The 17,374-nt window shown below is 52.6% G+C and carries 13 protein-coding genes and 1 pseudogene; 10 read left to right on the top strand and 4 right to left on the bottom strand.

Annotated features, from left to right (window positions below; translation table 11 throughout):
• The first annotated feature begins 2 nt into the window (after positions 1-2).
• From JCR24_RS15505 to JCR24_RS15495, 3 genes are all read left to right on the top strand, one after another.
• On the top strand, positions 3-3,344 hold the full coding sequence (locus tag JCR24_RS15505; RefSeq protein ID WP_238980935.1) for a DEAD/DEAH box helicase family protein: 3,342 nt from the start codon (positions 3-5) through the stop codon (positions 3,342-3,344).
• Between the two features lie 121 nt (positions 3,345-3,465).
• Entirely contained in the window at positions 3,466-3,630 is a 165-nt protein-coding gene (locus JCR24_RS15500) for a hypothetical protein (protein WP_015373875.1), read from the top strand.
• Between the two features lie 365 nt (positions 3,631-3,995).
• Positions 3,996-5,465, top strand: a complete 1,470-nt coding sequence (locus tag JCR24_RS15495; RefSeq protein WP_020755003.1) for an alanine/glycine:cation symporter family protein — start codon at positions 3,996-3,998, stop codon at positions 5,463-5,465.
• 156 nt (positions 5,466-5,621) lie between these two features.
• On the opposite strand, the gene JCR24_RS15490 is transcribed toward JCR24_RS15495, so the two are convergent.
• Positions 5,622-5,972, bottom strand: coding sequence for an ArsR/SmtB family transcription factor (locus tag JCR24_RS15490; RefSeq protein ID WP_238980934.1), 351 nt, complete (start codon positions 5,970-5,972; stop codon positions 5,622-5,624).
• Positions 5,935-6,117, bottom strand: a pseudogene (locus tag JCR24_RS15485) (SRPBCC family protein); the annotation flags it as partial. The pseudogene JCR24_RS15485 and the gene JCR24_RS15490, both read right to left, overlap by 38 nt.
• 89 nt (positions 6,118-6,206) lie before the next feature.
• Between JCR24_RS15485 and rlmD the strand changes: the two are divergent.
• Entirely contained in the window at positions 6,207-7,595 is a 1,389-nt protein-coding gene (gene rlmD / locus JCR24_RS15480) for a 23S rRNA (uracil(1939)-C(5))-methyltransferase RlmD (protein WP_238980933.1), read from the top strand.
• 180 nt (positions 7,596-7,775) lie between these two features.
• Here the strand turns inward: rlmD and JCR24_RS15475 are convergent, their stop codons facing one another.
• A complete protein-coding gene (locus JCR24_RS15475) occupies positions 7,776-8,540 on the bottom strand; it encodes a sporulation protein (protein ID WP_238980932.1) in 765 nt (254 codons plus the stop codon).
• A 163-nt stretch (positions 8,541-8,703) separates the two neighbouring features.
• Here JCR24_RS15475 and JCR24_RS15470 point away from each other — a divergent pair, with 163 nt between their 5' ends.
• Positions 8,704-9,153 (top strand): (deoxy)nucleoside triphosphate pyrophosphohydrolase, encoded by a 450-nt coding sequence (locus JCR24_RS15470; RefSeq protein ID WP_020754997.1) that lies wholly within the window; start codon positions 8,704-8,706, stop codon positions 9,151-9,153.
• Between the two features lie 66 nt (positions 9,154-9,219).
• Here JCR24_RS15470 and JCR24_RS15465 read toward each other — a convergent pair whose 3' ends face one another.
• Positions 9,220-10,398: a Gfo/Idh/MocA family protein gene (locus JCR24_RS15465; RefSeq protein ID WP_238980931.1), complete on the bottom strand. Its 1,179-nt coding sequence runs from the start codon at positions 10,396-10,398 to the stop codon at positions 9,220-9,222.
• Between the two features lie 292 nt (positions 10,399-10,690).
• Here JCR24_RS15465 and JCR24_RS15460 point away from each other — a divergent pair, with 292 nt between their 5' ends.
• From JCR24_RS15460 to JCR24_RS17520, 5 genes are all read left to right on the top strand, one after another.
• The gene (locus JCR24_RS15460; RefSeq protein ID WP_013522916.1) at positions 10,691-11,734 is read left to right on the top strand and encodes a nucleotidyltransferase family protein; all 1,044 of its coding nucleotides are present in this window, start codon (positions 10,691-10,693) and stop codon (positions 11,732-11,734) included.
• Positions 11,731-12,918, top strand: coding sequence for a glycosyltransferase family 4 protein (locus JCR24_RS15455; RefSeq protein ID WP_238980930.1), 1,188 nt, complete (start codon positions 11,731-11,733; stop codon positions 12,916-12,918). Before JCR24_RS15460 ends, JCR24_RS15455 begins: the two co-directional genes overlap by 4 nt.
• The gene (locus JCR24_RS15450) at positions 12,899-14,014 is read left to right on the top strand and encodes a glycosyl transferase (RefSeq protein WP_238980929.1); all 1,116 of its coding nucleotides are present in this window, start codon (positions 12,899-12,901) and stop codon (positions 14,012-14,014) included. The genes JCR24_RS15455 and JCR24_RS15450 overlap by 20 nt, the downstream gene beginning before the upstream one ends.
• Entirely contained in the window at positions 13,965-15,374 is a 1,410-nt protein-coding gene (locus tag JCR24_RS15445; RefSeq protein ID WP_238980928.1) for a phosphomannomutase/phosphoglucomutase, read from the top strand. The genes JCR24_RS15450 and JCR24_RS15445 overlap by 50 nt, the downstream gene beginning before the upstream one ends.
• Positions 15,375-15,589: 215 nt before the next feature.
• The gene (locus JCR24_RS17520) at positions 15,590-17,242 is read left to right on the top strand and encodes a helix-turn-helix domain-containing protein (protein ID WP_144329937.1); all 1,653 of its coding nucleotides are present in this window, start codon (positions 15,590-15,592) and stop codon (positions 17,240-17,242) included.
• Positions 17,243-17,374 lie beyond the last annotated feature (132 nt).

Here is a 17,374-nt window from a genome sequence, read left to right as displayed (position 1 = left end):
TGTTGTTATCCAACTTTCATTTTTTAATAGGAAAACCTCATTATGAGAGCTTTACGAATGCGTGTTTAGAAGCGGAGAAAAGTTTGGTTGTGAGTCCGGCGACGTGCGCGATTTTGACGCGCCGTGCGCTGGAGCTGGCGGTGAAGTGGGTGTACAGCTTTGATAGCGCTTTAAAAGTTCCGTATCAAGATAATCTTTCCAGCTTGATTCATGACAACGTCTTTTTGTCCATTATTGATGAAGACTTGTTGCCGTTGTTGCGTTACATTGTCAAACTGGGAAATGTCGCGGTTCATACGAACTCGATGATTACGAGGGAAGAAGCGATTCTTTCTCTGCATAATCTGCATCAGTTTGTGTCATGGATTGATTATTGTTATTCTGACGAATACACTGCTACAGATTTTGATGAATCGTTGTTGCCAATCGGAGAGGAAAAGCGCGAGCGTCCGGAAGAATTAAAAGATTTATACGAACGGTTAAGCTCCAAAGATAAACGTCTCGAAGAAATGATGAAAGAAAACGAACAGCTACGCGCTCTTCTCACCGCCAAACGGGAAGCGAATACAAAAGAGTACCACTTCCAAGTGGATGAACTAAGCGAATGGGAAACAAGAAAGAAATACATTGATTTAGATTTAAAGCTAGCGGGTTGGGAATTTAAAAAGGACGTTGTTGTGGAATACCCTGTTGTTGGCATGCCGAATCAGGAAGGAGTCGGCTATGTCGATTACGTTCTTTTTGGCGACAACGGTAAGCCGCTTGCGGTTATCGAAGCGAAACGGACAACCGCTGACCCGAACAAAGGAAAGCAACAAGCCAAACTATATGCCGACTGCATTGAAAAAATGCATGGCCAACGTCCAATCATTTTTTACACAAACGGTTTTGAAACGTATATTTGGGACGACCTTAACTATCCGGCGCGGAGAGTTTCCGGCTTTTACAATAAGGAAGAATTAAGCTTGCTTATTGATCGTCGGACGATGAAGAAGCCGCTAAAAAATGTGCAAATCAATGACAACATAACGAATCGCTATTACCAAAAAGAAGCGGTGTTAGCCGTATGTGACGCGCTCGAGAACAAACGGCGCAAAGCGTTGCTTGTCATGGCGACGGGGAGCGGCAAAACCCGGACGGCGGCCGCGATTGTCGATGTTCTTACCCGTCATAATTGGGTAAAAAATATTTTGTTTTTAGCGGACCGCAAAACTCTGGTAACGCAAGCCAAAAACAGCTTTAGCCATTTGTTGCCGAACTTGACACTTTGCAATTTGCTCGATAACAAAGACAATCCAGAGGAAAGCCGCATGGTGTTTTCGACGTACCCGACAATGATGAACGCCATTGACGAAGCGAAGCGAAAAGACGGCAAACGTCTCTTTACCGTCGGGCATTTTGATTTAATTATCGTCGATGAATCCCACCGCAGTATTTATAAGAAATATCGGGCGATTTTTGACTATTTTGACGCGATATTGCTTGGGCTCACCGCTACACCAAAGGACGAAATTGACCGCAATACATATGAAGTATTCGATTTAGAAAACGGTGTGCCGACCTATGCCTATGAGTTAGATCAAGCCGTTCAGGACGGCTATTTAGTCGATTATCGGACGATTGAAACAAAATTAAAGTTTCTCGAAGAAGGCATTCATTACGATGAGTTATCGGATGAAGAAAAAGAACGATATGAAGAAACATTTGATGAGGAAGTGGGCGAGGACATTGACAGTGCCGCGTTAAATGAATGGCTGTTTAACGACGATACGATTGATACAGTGCTGAGAGATTTAATGGAAAAAGGAATTCGCGTCGAAGGAGGAGACAAACTCGGCAAAACGATTATTTTTGCGAAAAACCATCGCCATGCGGAACGAATCGTGGAGCGCTTTGATCAATTGTTCCCTGAATACAAGGGCGGCTTTGCACGGGTCATTGATTACAGCGTGAACTATTATCAAACATTAATCGATGATTTTTCCGACCGCAACAAATTGCCGCAAATTGCCGTATCGGTCGATATGCTCGATACTGGAGTGGATATTCCGGAAGTCGTCAACCTTGTGTTCTTTAAAAAGGTACGCTCCAAATCAAAGTTTTGGCAAATGATTGGACGCGGAACCCGTTTATGCAAAGACTTATTCGGAGTCGGGAAAGATAAAAAGCATTTCCTTATTTTTGACTATTGCGGCAACTTCGAGTTTTTCCGGGAAAATCCGAAAGGAATCGAAGGAAAAGCGGTGGAAAGCTTAACGGAGCGTCTATTTAATGCCAAAATCGAAATCATTAAAGAACTGCAGCATTTACAATACCAAGAAGAAGAGTATATTGCCTATCGCAATGAATTGATTGACGAGGTGCTAGCGGAAATCAATAAGTTAAACGAAGAAAACTTCCGCGTACGCCAACATATTCAATACGTACACAAGTTTAAAAACCGGACTAAATGGGACTCCTTAACAGCGATAGATGTTAATGAAATCAAAGAACATATTTCGCCGCTGATTGTTCCGTTGAATGATGATGAATTTGCGAAACGTTTTGATTTACTCATGTACACGATTGAGTTGGCAAAACTGCAAACGAAAAATGCGACGAAGCCAATTCGGAGTGTGATTCGTACTGCAGAGGCATTGTCGAAACTCGGTTCGATTCCTCAAGTGATGGAACAAAAATACATTATTGAAAAAGTACAGACGGAAGAATTTTGGAGCGAAGCCGATATTTTCGAATTGGAAGCCGTTCGCGAAGCGTTGCGTGATTTAGTGAAATTCCTTGAAAAAGAAACGCAAAAAATTTACTATACGAACTTTCAAGACCAAGTGTTGGAAGTGAAAGAAAACGGACCGATATTTACTGTCAATGATCTGAAAAATTATCGAAAAAAGGTGGAACATTATCTGCACGAACACCGCGACCAGATGGCCATTTACAAGCTGCGAAATAATAAAAAGCTAACCGTCCAAGACGTAAAAACGTTGGAACATATTCTTTGGAATGAGCTTGGCACACAGGAAGATTATAAAAGAGAATTCGGAGACACACCGATTACAAAGCTCGTCCGCCAAATCGTAGGCCTTGACCCACAGGCCGCCAACGAAGCGTTTTCCGAATTTTTATCAAGCGAACGGTTGAACATCCAACAAAGCCGTTTTGTCAAATTGATCATCGATTACTTTGTGAAAAATGGAGTCATGGACAAGCGGGTGCTGCAGGAAGAACCGTTCAAAACCGTTGGCAGCATTGTTGAACTCTTTCAAGACAACATGGATGACGCGCGGAAGATTATTCGCATTATCGATGAGATTAACCGAAATTCGGAAGAAATTGCGGGGGCGTGAGCGATGGGCGGCATCAACCGGGAAGAGGTTCTCGCGGGAATGGATCAATCGCTGGTTGTGATGGCACGGATGGAGATGCGCTGTCTTTCCTAGGGGCAGTGCACGATAAGGAGCGCTGAACGTGAGCATTTCGTCTCTCATTTTGCTTTTGTTGGTCATGTCGATCGTGTTGTTCGTGTATGGTGTTGTCCAAAAGAGCAAAGCCGCGAAACGGATCGCCTTTGGCCTCTTCGTCGCATCGGTCGGATTGGCCGGTTTTGTCGTGTTTCTCATCGGCTATATGTAACAACAGCCAAAGCCGAACACGCTGTTCTGTGTGTTCGGCTTTGCGTTTGCGGCGATTCAGATGGGGATCATTGGGGGAGATGGGGCTCGCGCTCAAGGCCTCAAGGACTGGCATTAGGGGACCGTTCGAGGCGGATTTCTCTGTCTTGCCTCATCTATCATTTTTGGGCTTCAAAGTTATTTTTAAAAAAGCGAAGAAAGTCGTTCATTTTTCTACACGAGGACAAGCGCAGGAAATATAAAGAAAATACAGAAAAGAATGATATATGAAAAAAATTATTGAAGCTGAAATGTGTAATATTTATAATATTATTTAAGTTGTGTGTTGTACAACAAAAATAATCAGCTGGCATAGGAGGGATTGGGTTGATTGAAAAGCTTGTAGAAACGGTGAACGGGTGGCTATGGAGTCCTTTTTTGATTGCATTCATTGTTTGTTGCGGTTTGTATTTTAGCATTCGCACCCGTTTCCTGCAAATCCGCCATGTGAAAGAGATGGTCCGGCTTGTGACGACGGGGAAAAGCTCTGAGGCCGGGGTGTCTTCTTTCCAGGCGTTGACGATGTCGTTGTCCGGCCGCATCGGCGTCGGGAACGTGGCCGGGACGGCGACGGGGATTGCGTACGGGGGGCCGGGCGCGGTCTTTTGGATGTGGGTGATCACCTTTATCGGAGCGGCGACCGCGTATGTCGAGTCGACGCTGGCGCAAATTTATAAAGAGGAACAAGACGGACAATACCGCGGCGGTCCGGCGTTCTACATTGAAAAAGGCCTTGGCTGGAAATGGTTTGCGGTGGTGATCGCCGCGGCGATCATTCTCTCGATGGCGGTGCTGATGCCGGGAATTCAAGCAAACTCGATTGCCGACAGCTTTTCGAATGCGTTTGGCATTCCGAAATTGGTGACGGGAATTTTCGTGATTGCCGTTCTTGGCTTTACGATTTTTGGCGGAGTGAAGCGGATCGCGAAAACGGCGGAAATTGTCGTGCCGTTTATGGCAGTTGGCTATTTGTTGGTCGCGATTGCCATTATTGCGGCCAATATTGAAAAAGTCCCGGATGTGTTTGGTTTGATTTTCAAAAGCGCGTTTGGCGCTGATCAAGTGTTTGGCGGCATTCTTGGTTCGGCGGTGATGTGGGGGGTCAAACGCGGCCTTTATGCGAATGAAGCGGGGCAAGGGACGGGCGCCCACCCGGCAGCGGCGGCGGAAGTGTCCCACCCGGCGAAGCAGGGGCTTGTGCAGGCATTTTCGATCTATTTGGACGTGTTCTTGGTCGTGACGGCGACGGCGCTGATGATTTTGTTTACAGGTCAATACAATGTGATCAATGAAAAAACGGGAGAGACGATTGTCGAGCATTTGAAAGGGGTGGAACCGGGCGCAGGGTATACGCAGGCGGCGGTGGACACGCTCTTCCCGGGATTCGGGTCGGCCTTTATTGCGATCGCTCTGTTCTTCTTCGCGTTTACGACGATGTACGCGTATTACTATATTGCCGAGACGAACCTCGCCTATTTGGTGCGCAGTGAAAAGAGGGGAACGGCCTTCTTTGCCTTGAAGCTCATCTTTTTGGCGGCCACGTTCTATGGAACGGTCAAAACGGCGACGACGGCGTGGGCGATGGGCGACATCGGGCTTGGCATCATGGTGTGGCTCAACTTGATTGCGATCTTGTTGTTGTTTAAACCGGCCTATATGGCCTTGAAAGATTACGAAGAACAGCTGAAGCAAGGGAAAGATCCGGAGTTCAACGCGTCGAAATACGGAATCAAGAACGCGGAATTCTGGGAAAATGGATATAAGAGATGGGAAGAAAAGAAAGAGAAGGCATTGTAACAGGTTGATTGGTTGGAGTCGACGGTGTCCCGGATGCAGCGGGACACCCTTTTTTCATCATCATCTATATGGATTAAGGAACACTTTCGTTAGACATTCTCTAGGATGGGCATCCTCGAACCATCTTGACCCCCGTGAATTCATGCGATTTTGCCATTATGATGGCTCCTCATCCGCTTCCACCACACGCTTGAGAGCCGCAAGCCGTTCATCCCAATACCCTTCAAAGAAGGAAAGCCACGTTTTCAGTTCGACGAGAGGTTCGGGCTCCAGCCTGTACCTTGTTTCGCGTCCCGTTTTCCGACAGCTGACCAACCTTGCTTTATTGACAGCTGTGCGGCTGATCGGGAAGGATTTGGCAATCGCGGCAATCGACAATTCGTTGTCCGCGAGTAGCTGCAACATCTGGCGGCGGGTTGGATCGGCGATGGCGTGAAACACATCGTGCTTCGGCGCGGAAACGGTTCGTTTATCCTTCAAGATATGTGGGAAGTTTTTGGTTGACAATGTTCTCCCACCCGTCATCCATAATCTTGCGAACGACTGTGTGAGGCTGCCCAAATTCGGTTGTTTTGTCCGCATCCCATCCGGAATGGATCAAGGTGAATTCCGTTTTTCCGTCTTCCAATGCTTTTAATTCCCAATCTTTTCCCCTGCGCGAAGTTTCTTTGGATTCGTCCACTGATCGTGTACAATACATAAAGGGTGACAACATCGTTCATCTCGGAAGGAGGAAAGCCATTGACAGACAGCGGAAAACAATCGTTCATTACGGACATTCATCAGTTGGATAAAAAAGGAGCGGGACAAGCGGTCGTTTGGCAGGAAGAAGAAGGGAGGAGAAAAAAGCTCAAACTCACTGTTCCGTCCACGCTTCCTGGTGAAAAGGTGCGGGTTTTGATCGATTGGCCGAAACGCCGGAGGGCCCATGCCCGAGTGGAAGAAGTGATCGAGCGGCATCCAGAGCGGCTCGATCCGCCGTGTCCGCACTTTGACCGCTGCGGCGGCTGTGTCTGGCAGCACTGGCGCTATGAGGGACAGCTGCGGCATAAGACCGAACAGGTGAAGGCGCTGCTTGCCCAGCACGGATTTGATCCGGACGTTGTGCGCGAGACGATCGGGATGGAACATCCGTGGCATTACCGCAATAAAATGGAGTTTACGTTCTCTCCTGAGGGCCTGCTTGGACTGCACGAGCAAGGGAATTTCCGGCAAGTGATTTCGTTGGAGACATGTCTCATTGCCGGCGAGAAGATCGTCAAAGCCGCTATGGAAGTGGCGCGTTGGGCGCGCGATCATCAGCTGCCTGGGTATCACAAAGACACCCATGAAGGGCTGCTTCGCCACGTCATGGTGCGCGAGTCGTTTGCGACAGGAGAGGTGATGGTGGCGCTCTTTGCGACCGAGGCGCCGGAAGGGGAGTTGAAAGAAGCGGCGGCTGATTTGACGGAGCGGATCACGAAGGCGCTCCCGGACGTGAAAAGTTTGCTTTGGCTGGAGAATCGGGCGTGGGCCGACCGCACCCAGGCGGAACGAACGCACGTGCTGGCCGGACGGGATTTCATTTACGATGAATTGTGCGGGTTCCGCTACCGTCTTTGGTTTGATACGTTTTTCCAAACGAACCCGGTGCAGGCGGCCAAATTGGTTGAACTGGCGTTGGAGATGGGCGAGCCCAAGCCCCATGAGAAAATGATCGATCTCTTCTGCGGAGTCGGCACGTTTTCCTTGCCGTTCGCCAAGCGGGTGAAGGCGTTGGCGGGCATTGAAATTGTGGAAACGTCGATCGAGTCGGCGAAACGAAACGCGAAAGACAACGGCGTTGACAATACGTACTTTTTGGCGCGGGATGCACGGCGCGGGATTGATGACGTGTTGGAGCAGTTCGGGCGGCCGGAGCTGCTGCTTTTGGATCCTCCACGTTCTGGCGCAGGCGGAAAAGTGATGCGCAAAATCGGCCGGGCGCAACCGGAGCGGGTGGTGTATGTCTCGTGCAATCCGGAGACGTTTGTGGCTGATATTGCGGAGCTAGCCCCGTTCGGCTATGTGTTGAAAACTGTCCAACCGGTGGACATGTTTCCGCATACGGCGCATGTCGAGTGCTGTGCGTTGCTTGTGAAATCCACATAATCAATCCAGAACGCCCGCTTCCTAATGGAGGAAACGGGCGTTTCGTATTTTCTAGAAAGAAACCGTGCCGCTTCGCCTGCGAAACAGCGATGATGGAAAAACCGGGAGAATAGGGGGCAAGCTGCCGACCTGCTTCACGATGGAGGAAAAGAGGCCGATGGCCCCTTTTGTCTTTTTAGTTCAGCTATGGCGCTGAATGAGATTGGCCAGCCGTTGCGGCAACGATGCGATATCGTTCGGCCCGTAGGTGAACCGGACAAACGTCTCGTCCATGTCAAGCGCCTCTGCGAACAACCCGGAAAGTCCACGTGCCTTGCGGTCGATTTCCAAAATGGTTTCGACTTCGTGTTCAGAAACAAAGAAGATGGCTTCCAATTCGTCAAGACGGCTTCGAAACGCCCCGCTTCTCGGACGAAATTCAAACTCTTGGACAAACGGCAGCCGCCGTTGCCAATAGCGTGGCGCTTGTTCGCATTGGACGTGGCGGAGGCGGAATCCTAATTGCTCGGCTGCCTTGAGAAACGCCGTGACAAGCGGGTGCGGCTCGATGGTGAGATAGTCACGGTCTTGCGGATCGAGCGCCATTTTAATGTCAAGACCGGTCTGCAGCCACACTTTCGAGGTGCCGAGCGTAACCGGCACGTCGTACGGTAAGGCGAATTGAAACGGAATGGTCTTTGTATCATTCGGTCCAATCGTCAGCGGGCCGCTCACTTTGTAGCGCGCCAGCACGGCTTTTTCTTCAAATTTCTTATCATCGATTTCGCGGATGTACGTTGTGACTAATGCCAAATAAATTTCATCAATGTGCTGTTCGACGCTGCCGCCGCGAATGTCGACAACCCCTTCGACGGTTTCGCCTTGGACATATTGCGCTTTGGCGAGCTTCGTATCAACAGTGGCGGCACCGATGCCGATCGAACTTAACAGTTTTTTGAACAACACGTTCTCCCCCTTGTCAGCGATTTTAGTTGAGAATACGGAGCACCTGGTGAAAAGGTTCTGCTCTTCTTTAAAGTAACATAACGCCTAAAGGGGTTCCACTGTTTTGGAAAGCGAGACGGTTTTTGCTAAAATGGCGTATATGGATGAGAAGGGCGGGTCATGAATGAAACGGGTCATTCATGTTGTCGGGGCAGCCATCTTCAATGAACAGAGGGATGTGTTATGTGCGTTGCGCGCGCCGAACATGTCGCTTCCCAACGTGTGGGAGTTTCCGGGCGGCAAAGTGGAAGAGGGGGAGCGGCCCGAAGACGCTTTAGTTCGGGAAATTCGCGAGGAGCTTGGCTGCACCATTTCGGTCGGTGAGTTGTTGGCTGATGTGTTCCATGAGTATGAACACGCCATCGTGCATTTGCGGACGTATGAAGCCCGCTTAGTCGATGGGGAGCCGCGGGCGCGGGAGCATGCTGAGCTTCGGTGGGTGCCGCTTCAAGCATTGCGCTCGCTTGAGTGGGCGCCGGCGGACATTCCGACTGTTGAGGCGTTGTTGGTTGAGGGGGAAGCGCAGAAGGGCGTTTTGGACGTTCTGATGAGACCGAGATCTATCGACGATTGAGGTGAAGAAAGCCTGGTTGCGGCCGTTTGCCATGTGGCCGCACCAGGCTCTTTTTGTGTCAGCATGTTAGCGGATGTCAAGTGGGTCGACTGCTTTATCCGTCACGGTGCACGTTTCGGCCAAGGAGAGGTCGGCGGCGGCGTCTTCGGCGGTGACGAGGACGCGCCAGCTCGGGTTCTCGATCAAACGGCAAAAATCAAGAAAGCGCGTTTGAGCGATCGCTTCGTACCACCCGTGGCGGTCCGAGAGCACCACAGTGCGCTCGTATGGGCGGCGCGGAGCGGCTGAAGGTTCCGTGGGCGGCAACAGCCGATCGGCCGCTTGCTGCAGTTGTTCGATAGCGTCAGCCGACGGCTTTGTCGGGATGGCGTCAAGCCAGGCGTCAATGCAGGCTGCCTCCTCGTCAGTGACGAGGCCGGAGACGGACAGCTGCGTCGGAATCCAGCCTTCAAGCACGATGCGCCCGCGTGCCGTATGAATGTCCCAGTGCGTCGATTCCGAAGCGGCAGGGTCCATCGTAAAGCCGTGGTAATAATGGACAGGGATGCGCCGTCCGTTGCCTTGATGAATCACCGTAGCGCCGACGCGCGGCCGTGTGCCGTTTGTTTCCCTTAACGCGAACCCGTGCGCGGAAACCGCTTCGCCAAACCAATCGCGACCGACTTCAAAAAAGTGGACGCCGTGCTCGATCAGGATGCCGCCGCTTCGCCGCTCGTCCCAAAACCAATGGCCTTTGGCGACGCGGTGAGCAGCGTTGTGAAGGCTTGCGTAGTCCACTGGTCCAAGAAGCGCGCGGTGGATGAGTTGCTTGACAGCTTCTGTGAGCGGATGGTAGCGCAAGACGAGATTGACCGCCAACGCCCGGTTTTGGCGGGCGGCGAGCTGGATGTTCGCCCGCAACGCCTCGGCGGTGAGGCCGCCTGGCTTTTCAAGCAGCACATGTTTTCCTTCCTCAAGCGCCCGCTCGGCAAGCGGGGCGTGCAAATGCGGCGGGGTGGTGAGAATGACGATGTCGACGTGCGGGTCAACGATCAATTGTTCAGCTTCGCGGTATTCGCGCACGTCGCCCGCCTGCGGCTGACGGCGGCGATAGGCGTCGATGACGCGCTGGCGCTTTTCGTCTGTACGGCCGGCAACGGCTGTCAATTGAAATTCAGGCAGCGGCGCGAGCGCGCCGGCGAGAAATTCAGCGAATGCGCCGGCACCGGCAATGCCAACATGGTAACGGAAAAATGAAGAAATCATGGCGTATTCTCCTCCTCCCTCACATATATATAGCATTAACGATGTTCATTATACCGCAAAGAAAAAGAAGAACGAGAAAATGAAAGTTTTGAAATTTGCAAGCATCAATCATTCCTCATCGACACCATCCGACAATCATTTCGCTTGCGCAACAGAAGGAATATTATGTATATTATTATTAGCAACCATCACAGCCGAGTGCTAGCAATCTATGAATCACTTTCATTTTCTCGTTCATCCATCAAAAATCGTGTCTAGTTTTGTGAAAAAAATCGTATGGAGGGATGACGAAATGAAAGCATTGTTGCTGGCAGGAGGATTAGGTACGCGTCTTCGTCCATTGACCGAAAACATCCCCAAACCGATGGCCCCGATTGCGAACCGGCCATGGCTTGAACACCTCATCGTTCATCTTCGCGACCAAGGAGTCAACGAATTTGTCATCGCCGCACATCATTGTTCAGAAGTGATCCGTCGCTATTTCGAAGATGGGAAGCGCTGGAACGTCAAGATTACATACGCGCTCGAACCGTTCCCGCTCGGAACGGCTGGGGCGATCAAAAACGCCGAGCGCTGGCTGAAGGAACGGTTTCTCGTGTTTAACGCCGACATTGTGCATTTGCCGCAATTGATCCCGCTGCTTGATTTCCATCGTCAACATGGCGGTTTGGCGACCATTGTTTTAACGGAAGTAGACGATCCTTCTTCCTATGGGGTGGTCGAACAAGACGATCGTGGGCAAATTTTACGCTTTGTCGAAAAGCCGCGCCGCGAAGAAGCGCCATCGAACCGCATCAATGCCGGCATGTATATTTTCGAGCCGGACGTGATGCGCTATATTCCGGCTGAGCGGGAAGTATCGATTGAACGCGAAACATTCCCGCTGCTGATCGAGAAGAATGTCGGTGTATATGGCATCGTCAGCAACGGATACTGGCGTGATATGGGGACGCCGGCCCGCTACCGCCAAGTGCATTGGGATGCGTTGCGTCGGGAGTTTCCGATTCCGCTCAAAGGACGTGAAATTCAACCGGGCGTGTTTGTCGGTGAAAACGTGGAGATTGGGTCTGGCGTTTTGTTTGTGCCGCCTGTGCTCATCGGCGACCACGTGAAAATCGGTCCGCAGGCCGTCATTGGCCCGAATGCGGTCATCGGCGACCGCTGCCAAATTGGCGCCCGCGTCCATTGCGCGCAGACAATCGTTTGGGACCGCTCTGTCATTCGTGACCGCAGCCGTTTGCAAAACAGCATTTTCGGCTATCGGACGGTGACGCCGGCGGGAGAAGTGTTCGAAGATTCGATTATTAATCAGTTCAAGGAGGCGGTGCAAGCATGATTCGAATTGCCTACGTCAGCACGTACCCGCCGCGGCGGTGCGGGCTGGCGACGTTTACGGAACATTTGCGCCAAAGCATTGACGGCGTCCGGGGCCCGTCTGATGGCGACCGCGTCATCGTTTTGTATAACGAAAGCGACGGCGATGACGCCTACCGCCACAACCCGGCGTATTGGCCGCTTCCGGCGCAAAACCGCGCGGCGTATGCCGAGATGGCCAAACGGGTGAATGAAAGCGACATTGACATCGTTTTATTGCAGCATGAGTTCGGCATTTTCGGCGGCGAGGCGGGCGAATACATTCTTGATTTCATCGCCGCGCTAGAAAAACCGCTTGTGACGACGTTCCATACGGTGTTTGCCGAACCGCCGCTGCCGTACCGCCCGATTCAAGAAAAGATCGCGGCGGCAAGCGATGCGATCATCGTCATGAACCGGCAGGCGATTCCGTATTTGGTCAAAGCGTTTGGCCTGCCGGAAGAAAAAATTGTCTACATTCCGCACGGTGCTCCAGGCCCAAGCAGCGAAAATCGCGATTCGCTTCGCCGACGCCTCGGATTCAGCGGCCGCAAAGTGATGTTGACGTTTGGGCTGCTCAGCCGCGGCAAAGGGATTGAATCGGTTTTAGCCGCATTGCCGGGCGTTGTGCGCAAGGTGCCGGAAGCGCTGTATGTCATCGCCGGCCAAACACATCCGGAAGTGAAAAAACGGGAGGGCGAGGCGTACCGCGATGAGCTGAAAGCGTTGATTCATCGGCTTGGACTCGACGGCCATGTCCGCATGGAGGACCGGTATTTCAGCGAAGAAGAGCTGATTGATTATTTGACGGCGTGCGATTTGTATGTCACCCCGTACCCGGGCATGCAGCAAATCACAAGCGGCACGCTCGCCTATGCGGTCGGCGTCGGCCGTCCGGTCGTTTCGACCCCGTATGAGCATGCGCGCGATTTGTTGCAAGGTTGTGAAGAGCTGTTGTTGCCGTATGGCGATACGACCGCCTGGGAAGAGCGGCTCGGGCAGCTGTTGGCCGACGAGGCGGCGCTGAAGCGATGGGAGGAAAAGGTGCGCCAAATCGGGGCAAACACGCATTGGCCGCGCGTCGGCGAACAGCATGTCGCCTTGTTTGCGCGCATGTGCGACGCGAAACGTGGGGAGGTGAAGACCATTGGCACCGTCAGTCATTAAGTTCGACCATCTCGAGCGCATGACTGACGACACCGGATTGCTTGAGCATAGCCTTGGCCGCATCCCGCGCCGTCGCGAGGGTTATTCGACCGATGACAACGCCCGCGCCATTTGGGCGTGCCTGGAATGGCTGGCGCTATGTGAAGACAAAGGAGAGAAAGAGCGGCTGCACCGTTTGCTTGACCGGTATTTGGCGTTTTTGCTTTGGGCGCAAAACGATGATGGCACGTTCCATAACAACTTTTTCTTCGATCGGACAAAAGAAGAGGAAACGCCGTCAGACGACTGCTTCGGGCGGTCGTTTTGGGCGGCGGCGTTGGCTTACGTTCGCCTCAGCGATCCGGCGCGGCGCGAGGCGGCAGCAGATATGTTGCGGCGGGCCATGCCGGCGGCTTGGGAGCTTCGTTCGCTGCGCGGCGTCGCCTGGGGGGTGGCCACTTGCGGCGTCTTATTGACAGAAGGACGCCCGCTTGGCGTCGATCAAGAGGAAGTGGCAGCTTTGGCTGCACGGCTTGAGCAGCGGCTGCTTGCGGCGTATTGGGAGCATGCTGGCGACGATTGGCATTGGTATGAGCCGGAGTTGACGTACGCCAACGGGGTGCTGCCGTGGGCGCTTTGGACGGCATATCGGCGCGCGCCGCGGAATGAGGTGAGGGAAGTGGCGGAAAAAAGCCTTGCTTTCCTTATTGAAAAAATGAGCGGACCGGAAGGTGTCATCCGCCCGATCGGCAACCGCGGCTGGTGCAGCCGCCGCTACCGCGCCGATTGGGATCAGCAGCCGCTTGATGTGATGAAGCTCGCTTTGGCGGCGCGCGAAGCGTATTGGGCGACGGACGACGAGCGTTATCGCGGCGTCGTCCGCCGCTGCCTGGCGTGGTTTTATGGAAGCAATGACGGCCGCGTTCCATTGGCTGACCGAAGCGATGGCAGCTGTTGTGATGGGCTTGGTCCAAACGGCCCGAACCCGAATCGGGGGGCAGAGTCGACGCTATCTTACTTATTAACGGCAGCAATCGCTCAATCGATTTCGGTGGAGGTGGTTGTCGATGAATACGTCAACAACGAAACCGTTCGCATGGCCGGCACACGTGTTTAAAGAATACGACATCCGCGGACGAGCCGGAGAGGAGCTCGATGAGTCGTTCGCGTATTGGCTCGGACGGGCCTTTGCCGACATGATGAAAAAGGAAGGCGAGAAGAGGGCGGTTGTCGGTCATGACAATCGTCTGTCATCGCCTGGCTTGCATCGGGCGCTCAAAGATGGGCTGCTCGATGGCGGCTGCGATGTCGTCGATATTGGGCTTTCGACGACGCCGATGTTTTACTACAGCTTATACTACACGAACATTCCATGCGGCATGATCATCACCGCCAGCCATAACCCAGGGGATGAGAACGGATTTAAAATCGCCATGGGAAAAACGACAATTTATGGCGAGCGCATCCAAGCGCTGCGGCGGGCGATGGAGCGGCTCAGCCAGGAACAGCCGCGTCCTGAAACAGCGCGCGGGCGCGAGGAAACGCTTGACCTTGCTCCGGCCTATATCAAGATGTTGAAGGAGAAAATTAAGCTCGGTCCGCGCAAGCTGAAGGTCGTCGTCGACTGCGGCAACGGCACCCCATCGATCATTGCGCCACAAGTGCTCAAAGAGTGGGGATGCGATGTCATCCCGCTTTACTGTGAATCCGATCCAACGTTTCCGAACCATCATCCGGACCCGGTCGTGCCGGAAAACTTGGCTGATTTGATTGAAACCGTGCGCAAGGAGCGGGCTGATCTCGGCTTGGCGTTTGACGGCGACGGCGACCGGATTGGCGTTGTGGATGAAACGGGTGCGATCCGTTGGGGCGACCAACTGATGGTGCTGTTCTGGCGCGAGATTCTTAAGCGCTATCCGGGAGCCGACGCGCCCGTTGAAGTGAAATGTTCGCAAGCGCTTGTTGAGGAAATTGAACGGCTTGGCGGGAAACCGTTCTTCCATCGCACCGGCCATTCGCACGTCAAAGCGACGTTGCGCCGTCGTCCGGAGATCCCGTTTGCTGGTGAAATGTCTGGCCATTTGTTCTTCAATGATGAGTTTTACGGCTATGACGATGCACTGTACGCCGCTGGGCGCCTGCTTCGATTACTGTCGCACGATGAGCGCCCGCTGTCCGAGTGGTTTGCCGATGTGCCGCGGTACGCGGCGACGCCGGAGACGCGAGTTGCTTGTCCGGAAGAGAAAAAACCAGCTGCCATTGCTGCGGTGAAAAACCGGTTCGCTGGCCGCTATCCGGTTGTTGACGTCGATGGCGCCCGCATCCAGTTCCCGGAAGGCTGGGGGTTGGTGCGGCCGTCGAACACGCAGCCGATTCTCGTCTTACGCGCAGAAGCGAAGACGGAGGAAGCGCTGGCGGAGATTAAGCGGCAACTGTCTGATTGTCTCCATGCTCTTGAATTGTGCATCGATTGGTGATGTTCATTTCCAAGCTGCTCGAAATGCTTGGGCCTGTTCTTGATGGTGCGCTCTGTTTGGCGCAAAAACTCTTTTCCGGCGCGGCGCCCGCTATCTCGTGCGGGCCGCCGGCGCCGGTTTGTTTTTGCTGTCGCAGGGGGTTAAAGCTTGATTTCTTGCCAGTTATTTGTCCATAATAGATAGGGGTAAAAACGAGTTGTAGGAGAGTTGAAGGCGTGGTGATCCGTGAATCGTTGCAATATATTCAAGATGCATACGCGGCATTGACGGAGTTGAGCATGCTTATCGTCGATGATCACGGCGCTCCCGTGACGAAAGTATCGAATATGACCGAGCTGGCGGAGCTCGTTTTGTTTGCAGCTGAAAGGGAAGCGCCATCGTTTTTCTGCCCGCGAGAACTTGTTATTGACGGATGGCAGCGTCCATCGGTCGTACCGGTCGGGCGTTTTGGCATGAAAAGCATCGTCGCTCCCGTGTTTGTCGATGAGAAGGCGGAATATTGGATTTGGGCAGGCGTGTTTATCGAGGAAGAGACGAAATGGCTTATTTGCGAACAGCCGCTGGCAGCCGGCGGAAAGTGGGTGTCAGCCATCGAACGATCGGTGGCGCTGCCGGCGCGGGCAGTCGAAGCGAAGTTAAAAGATATAGAAAAGATGGCGGTCATATGCGGGGAATTAATCAGCGGCGAGCGCCGCAAGCAGCAATGCTGTGAATACGGAAAACGGCTCGAAGCAGTGGTCACGGACAGCTCCGCCCTAGCGGACGTGGATAAGCTGCTTTTTGAGTTGCGGGCGTTCGATGAACGCGTCGATATGGCGTTGTATATCGCCAAGTGTCCGCAAGGATGGATGGTGGCGGCGGCAAGCGGGGAAAAGGCCGGAAAGCTGCGAGGCAAGATGATCGATGCGTTGTTTCCGCCGCTTTCGTCTTCGAAGCCGCCGCTTCGTTCGGTTTACGTTCAAGATGCCGCTTTGGATCCACGCTTTTCCTTTTTTGTCCGCCATGGCATCCGCCCGAAAGCGATGATTGCGTATCCGGCGATGTACGGGAAAACAATGGAAGGATGGGTCATGATCGGCAGCGAGGCGGCCTCTTCACTGCCAGCGGCGCTTCGTTCGGTCGGCTCCGCCCTCGTTCAACATTGGCTGCTTCTGGCTAAATGTACAGAGGCCGATATGAAAATGGACCGCCATTTGATGCGCCTTTCGATGTTGATGGAAATTGGACGGGCCATGCGTATGGTGCAGAATGAGGAAGAAATCATCCGGATGATGGCCGAATTCGCCGCGGAGTTTGCTTACGGGGATTTCGTCTGTGTGGTATGGTCTAATGGCGGCCAAACAGCCGTTGTCCACGAAGGGGCGATGGACGTAGAAATGGCCGTTCGTTATCGGGATGATGTCTGCCGTCGCTATGGCTGTCACGGCGAGAAGGCGAAAAGCGAGGTGCCAGCGTTGCTTGATGTCGAGGGCAAATCGGTGATGGAAGTGCCGTTTTTCGTCGGCGATGGCCGCTATGGCGTTCTCGCCGTTCATATAAAGAAAGGAAGGGAAGCGAAAGAGGCGGAAGTGTATATGACGGCGCTGGCCGCGATTGGTGCGATGATGATTAGCGGCAAGGCCCACGGTGAGAATGATGGGACGGTCAATATCGACATGCTGTCCGAGCAGTTGACAGCCCGGGAGATGGATGTATTGGAGCTGCTCATTCAAGGCTGCAGCAACCGCGAAATTTCAGAACGGTTGTTCATTAGCGTCCATACCGTGAAAAATCATATTACGAACATTTTTCAAAAAATTGGCGTCAATGACCGGTCGCAGTTGATCGCCCTTGTGTATCAACTAAACCACCGCCGGCAGCGCTGCTAAGGGGACATCATTGGACGATGGGTGCCATGATGTCTTTTTTTTTTTTGGATGTAGGAAATTGGAATGAACCCCATTTTGTATTATAATGAGTTGTAGTAAATAAGAACTATTTTTCGATAGATGGAACAATAA

Source organism: Geobacillus sp. YHL, assembly GCF_022341265.1.
In the GTDB taxonomy this organism is placed as follows: domain Bacteria; phylum Bacillota; class Bacilli; order Bacillales; family Anoxybacillaceae; genus Geobacillus; species Geobacillus thermoleovorans.
Note: the sequence above shows the minus strand (reverse complement) of the source record. Positions and strands in the feature narration are given on the sequence as shown.

What these genes read in the sequence shown, in the direction of transcription:
- JCR24_RS15470 (WP_020754997.1), top strand. Translation starts at nt 8,704, where the DNA reads ATGAAACGGGTCATTCATGTTGTCGGGGCAGCCATCTTCAATGAACAG.
- JCR24_RS15465 (WP_238980931.1), bottom strand. Translation starts at nt 10,398, where the DNA reads ATGATTTCTTCATTTTTCCGTTACCATGTTGGCATTGCCGGTGCCGGC.
- JCR24_RS15460 (WP_013522916.1), top strand. Translation starts at nt 10,691, where the DNA reads ATGAAAGCATTGTTGCTGGCAGGAGGATTAGGTACGCGTCTTCGTCCA.
- JCR24_RS15455 (WP_238980930.1), top strand. Translation starts at nt 11,731, where the DNA reads ATGATTCGAATTGCCTACGTCAGCACGTACCCGCCGCGGCGGTGCGGG.
- JCR24_RS15445 (WP_238980928.1), top strand. Translation starts at nt 13,965, where the DNA reads ATGAATACGTCAACAACGAAACCGTTCGCATGGCCGGCACACGTGTTT.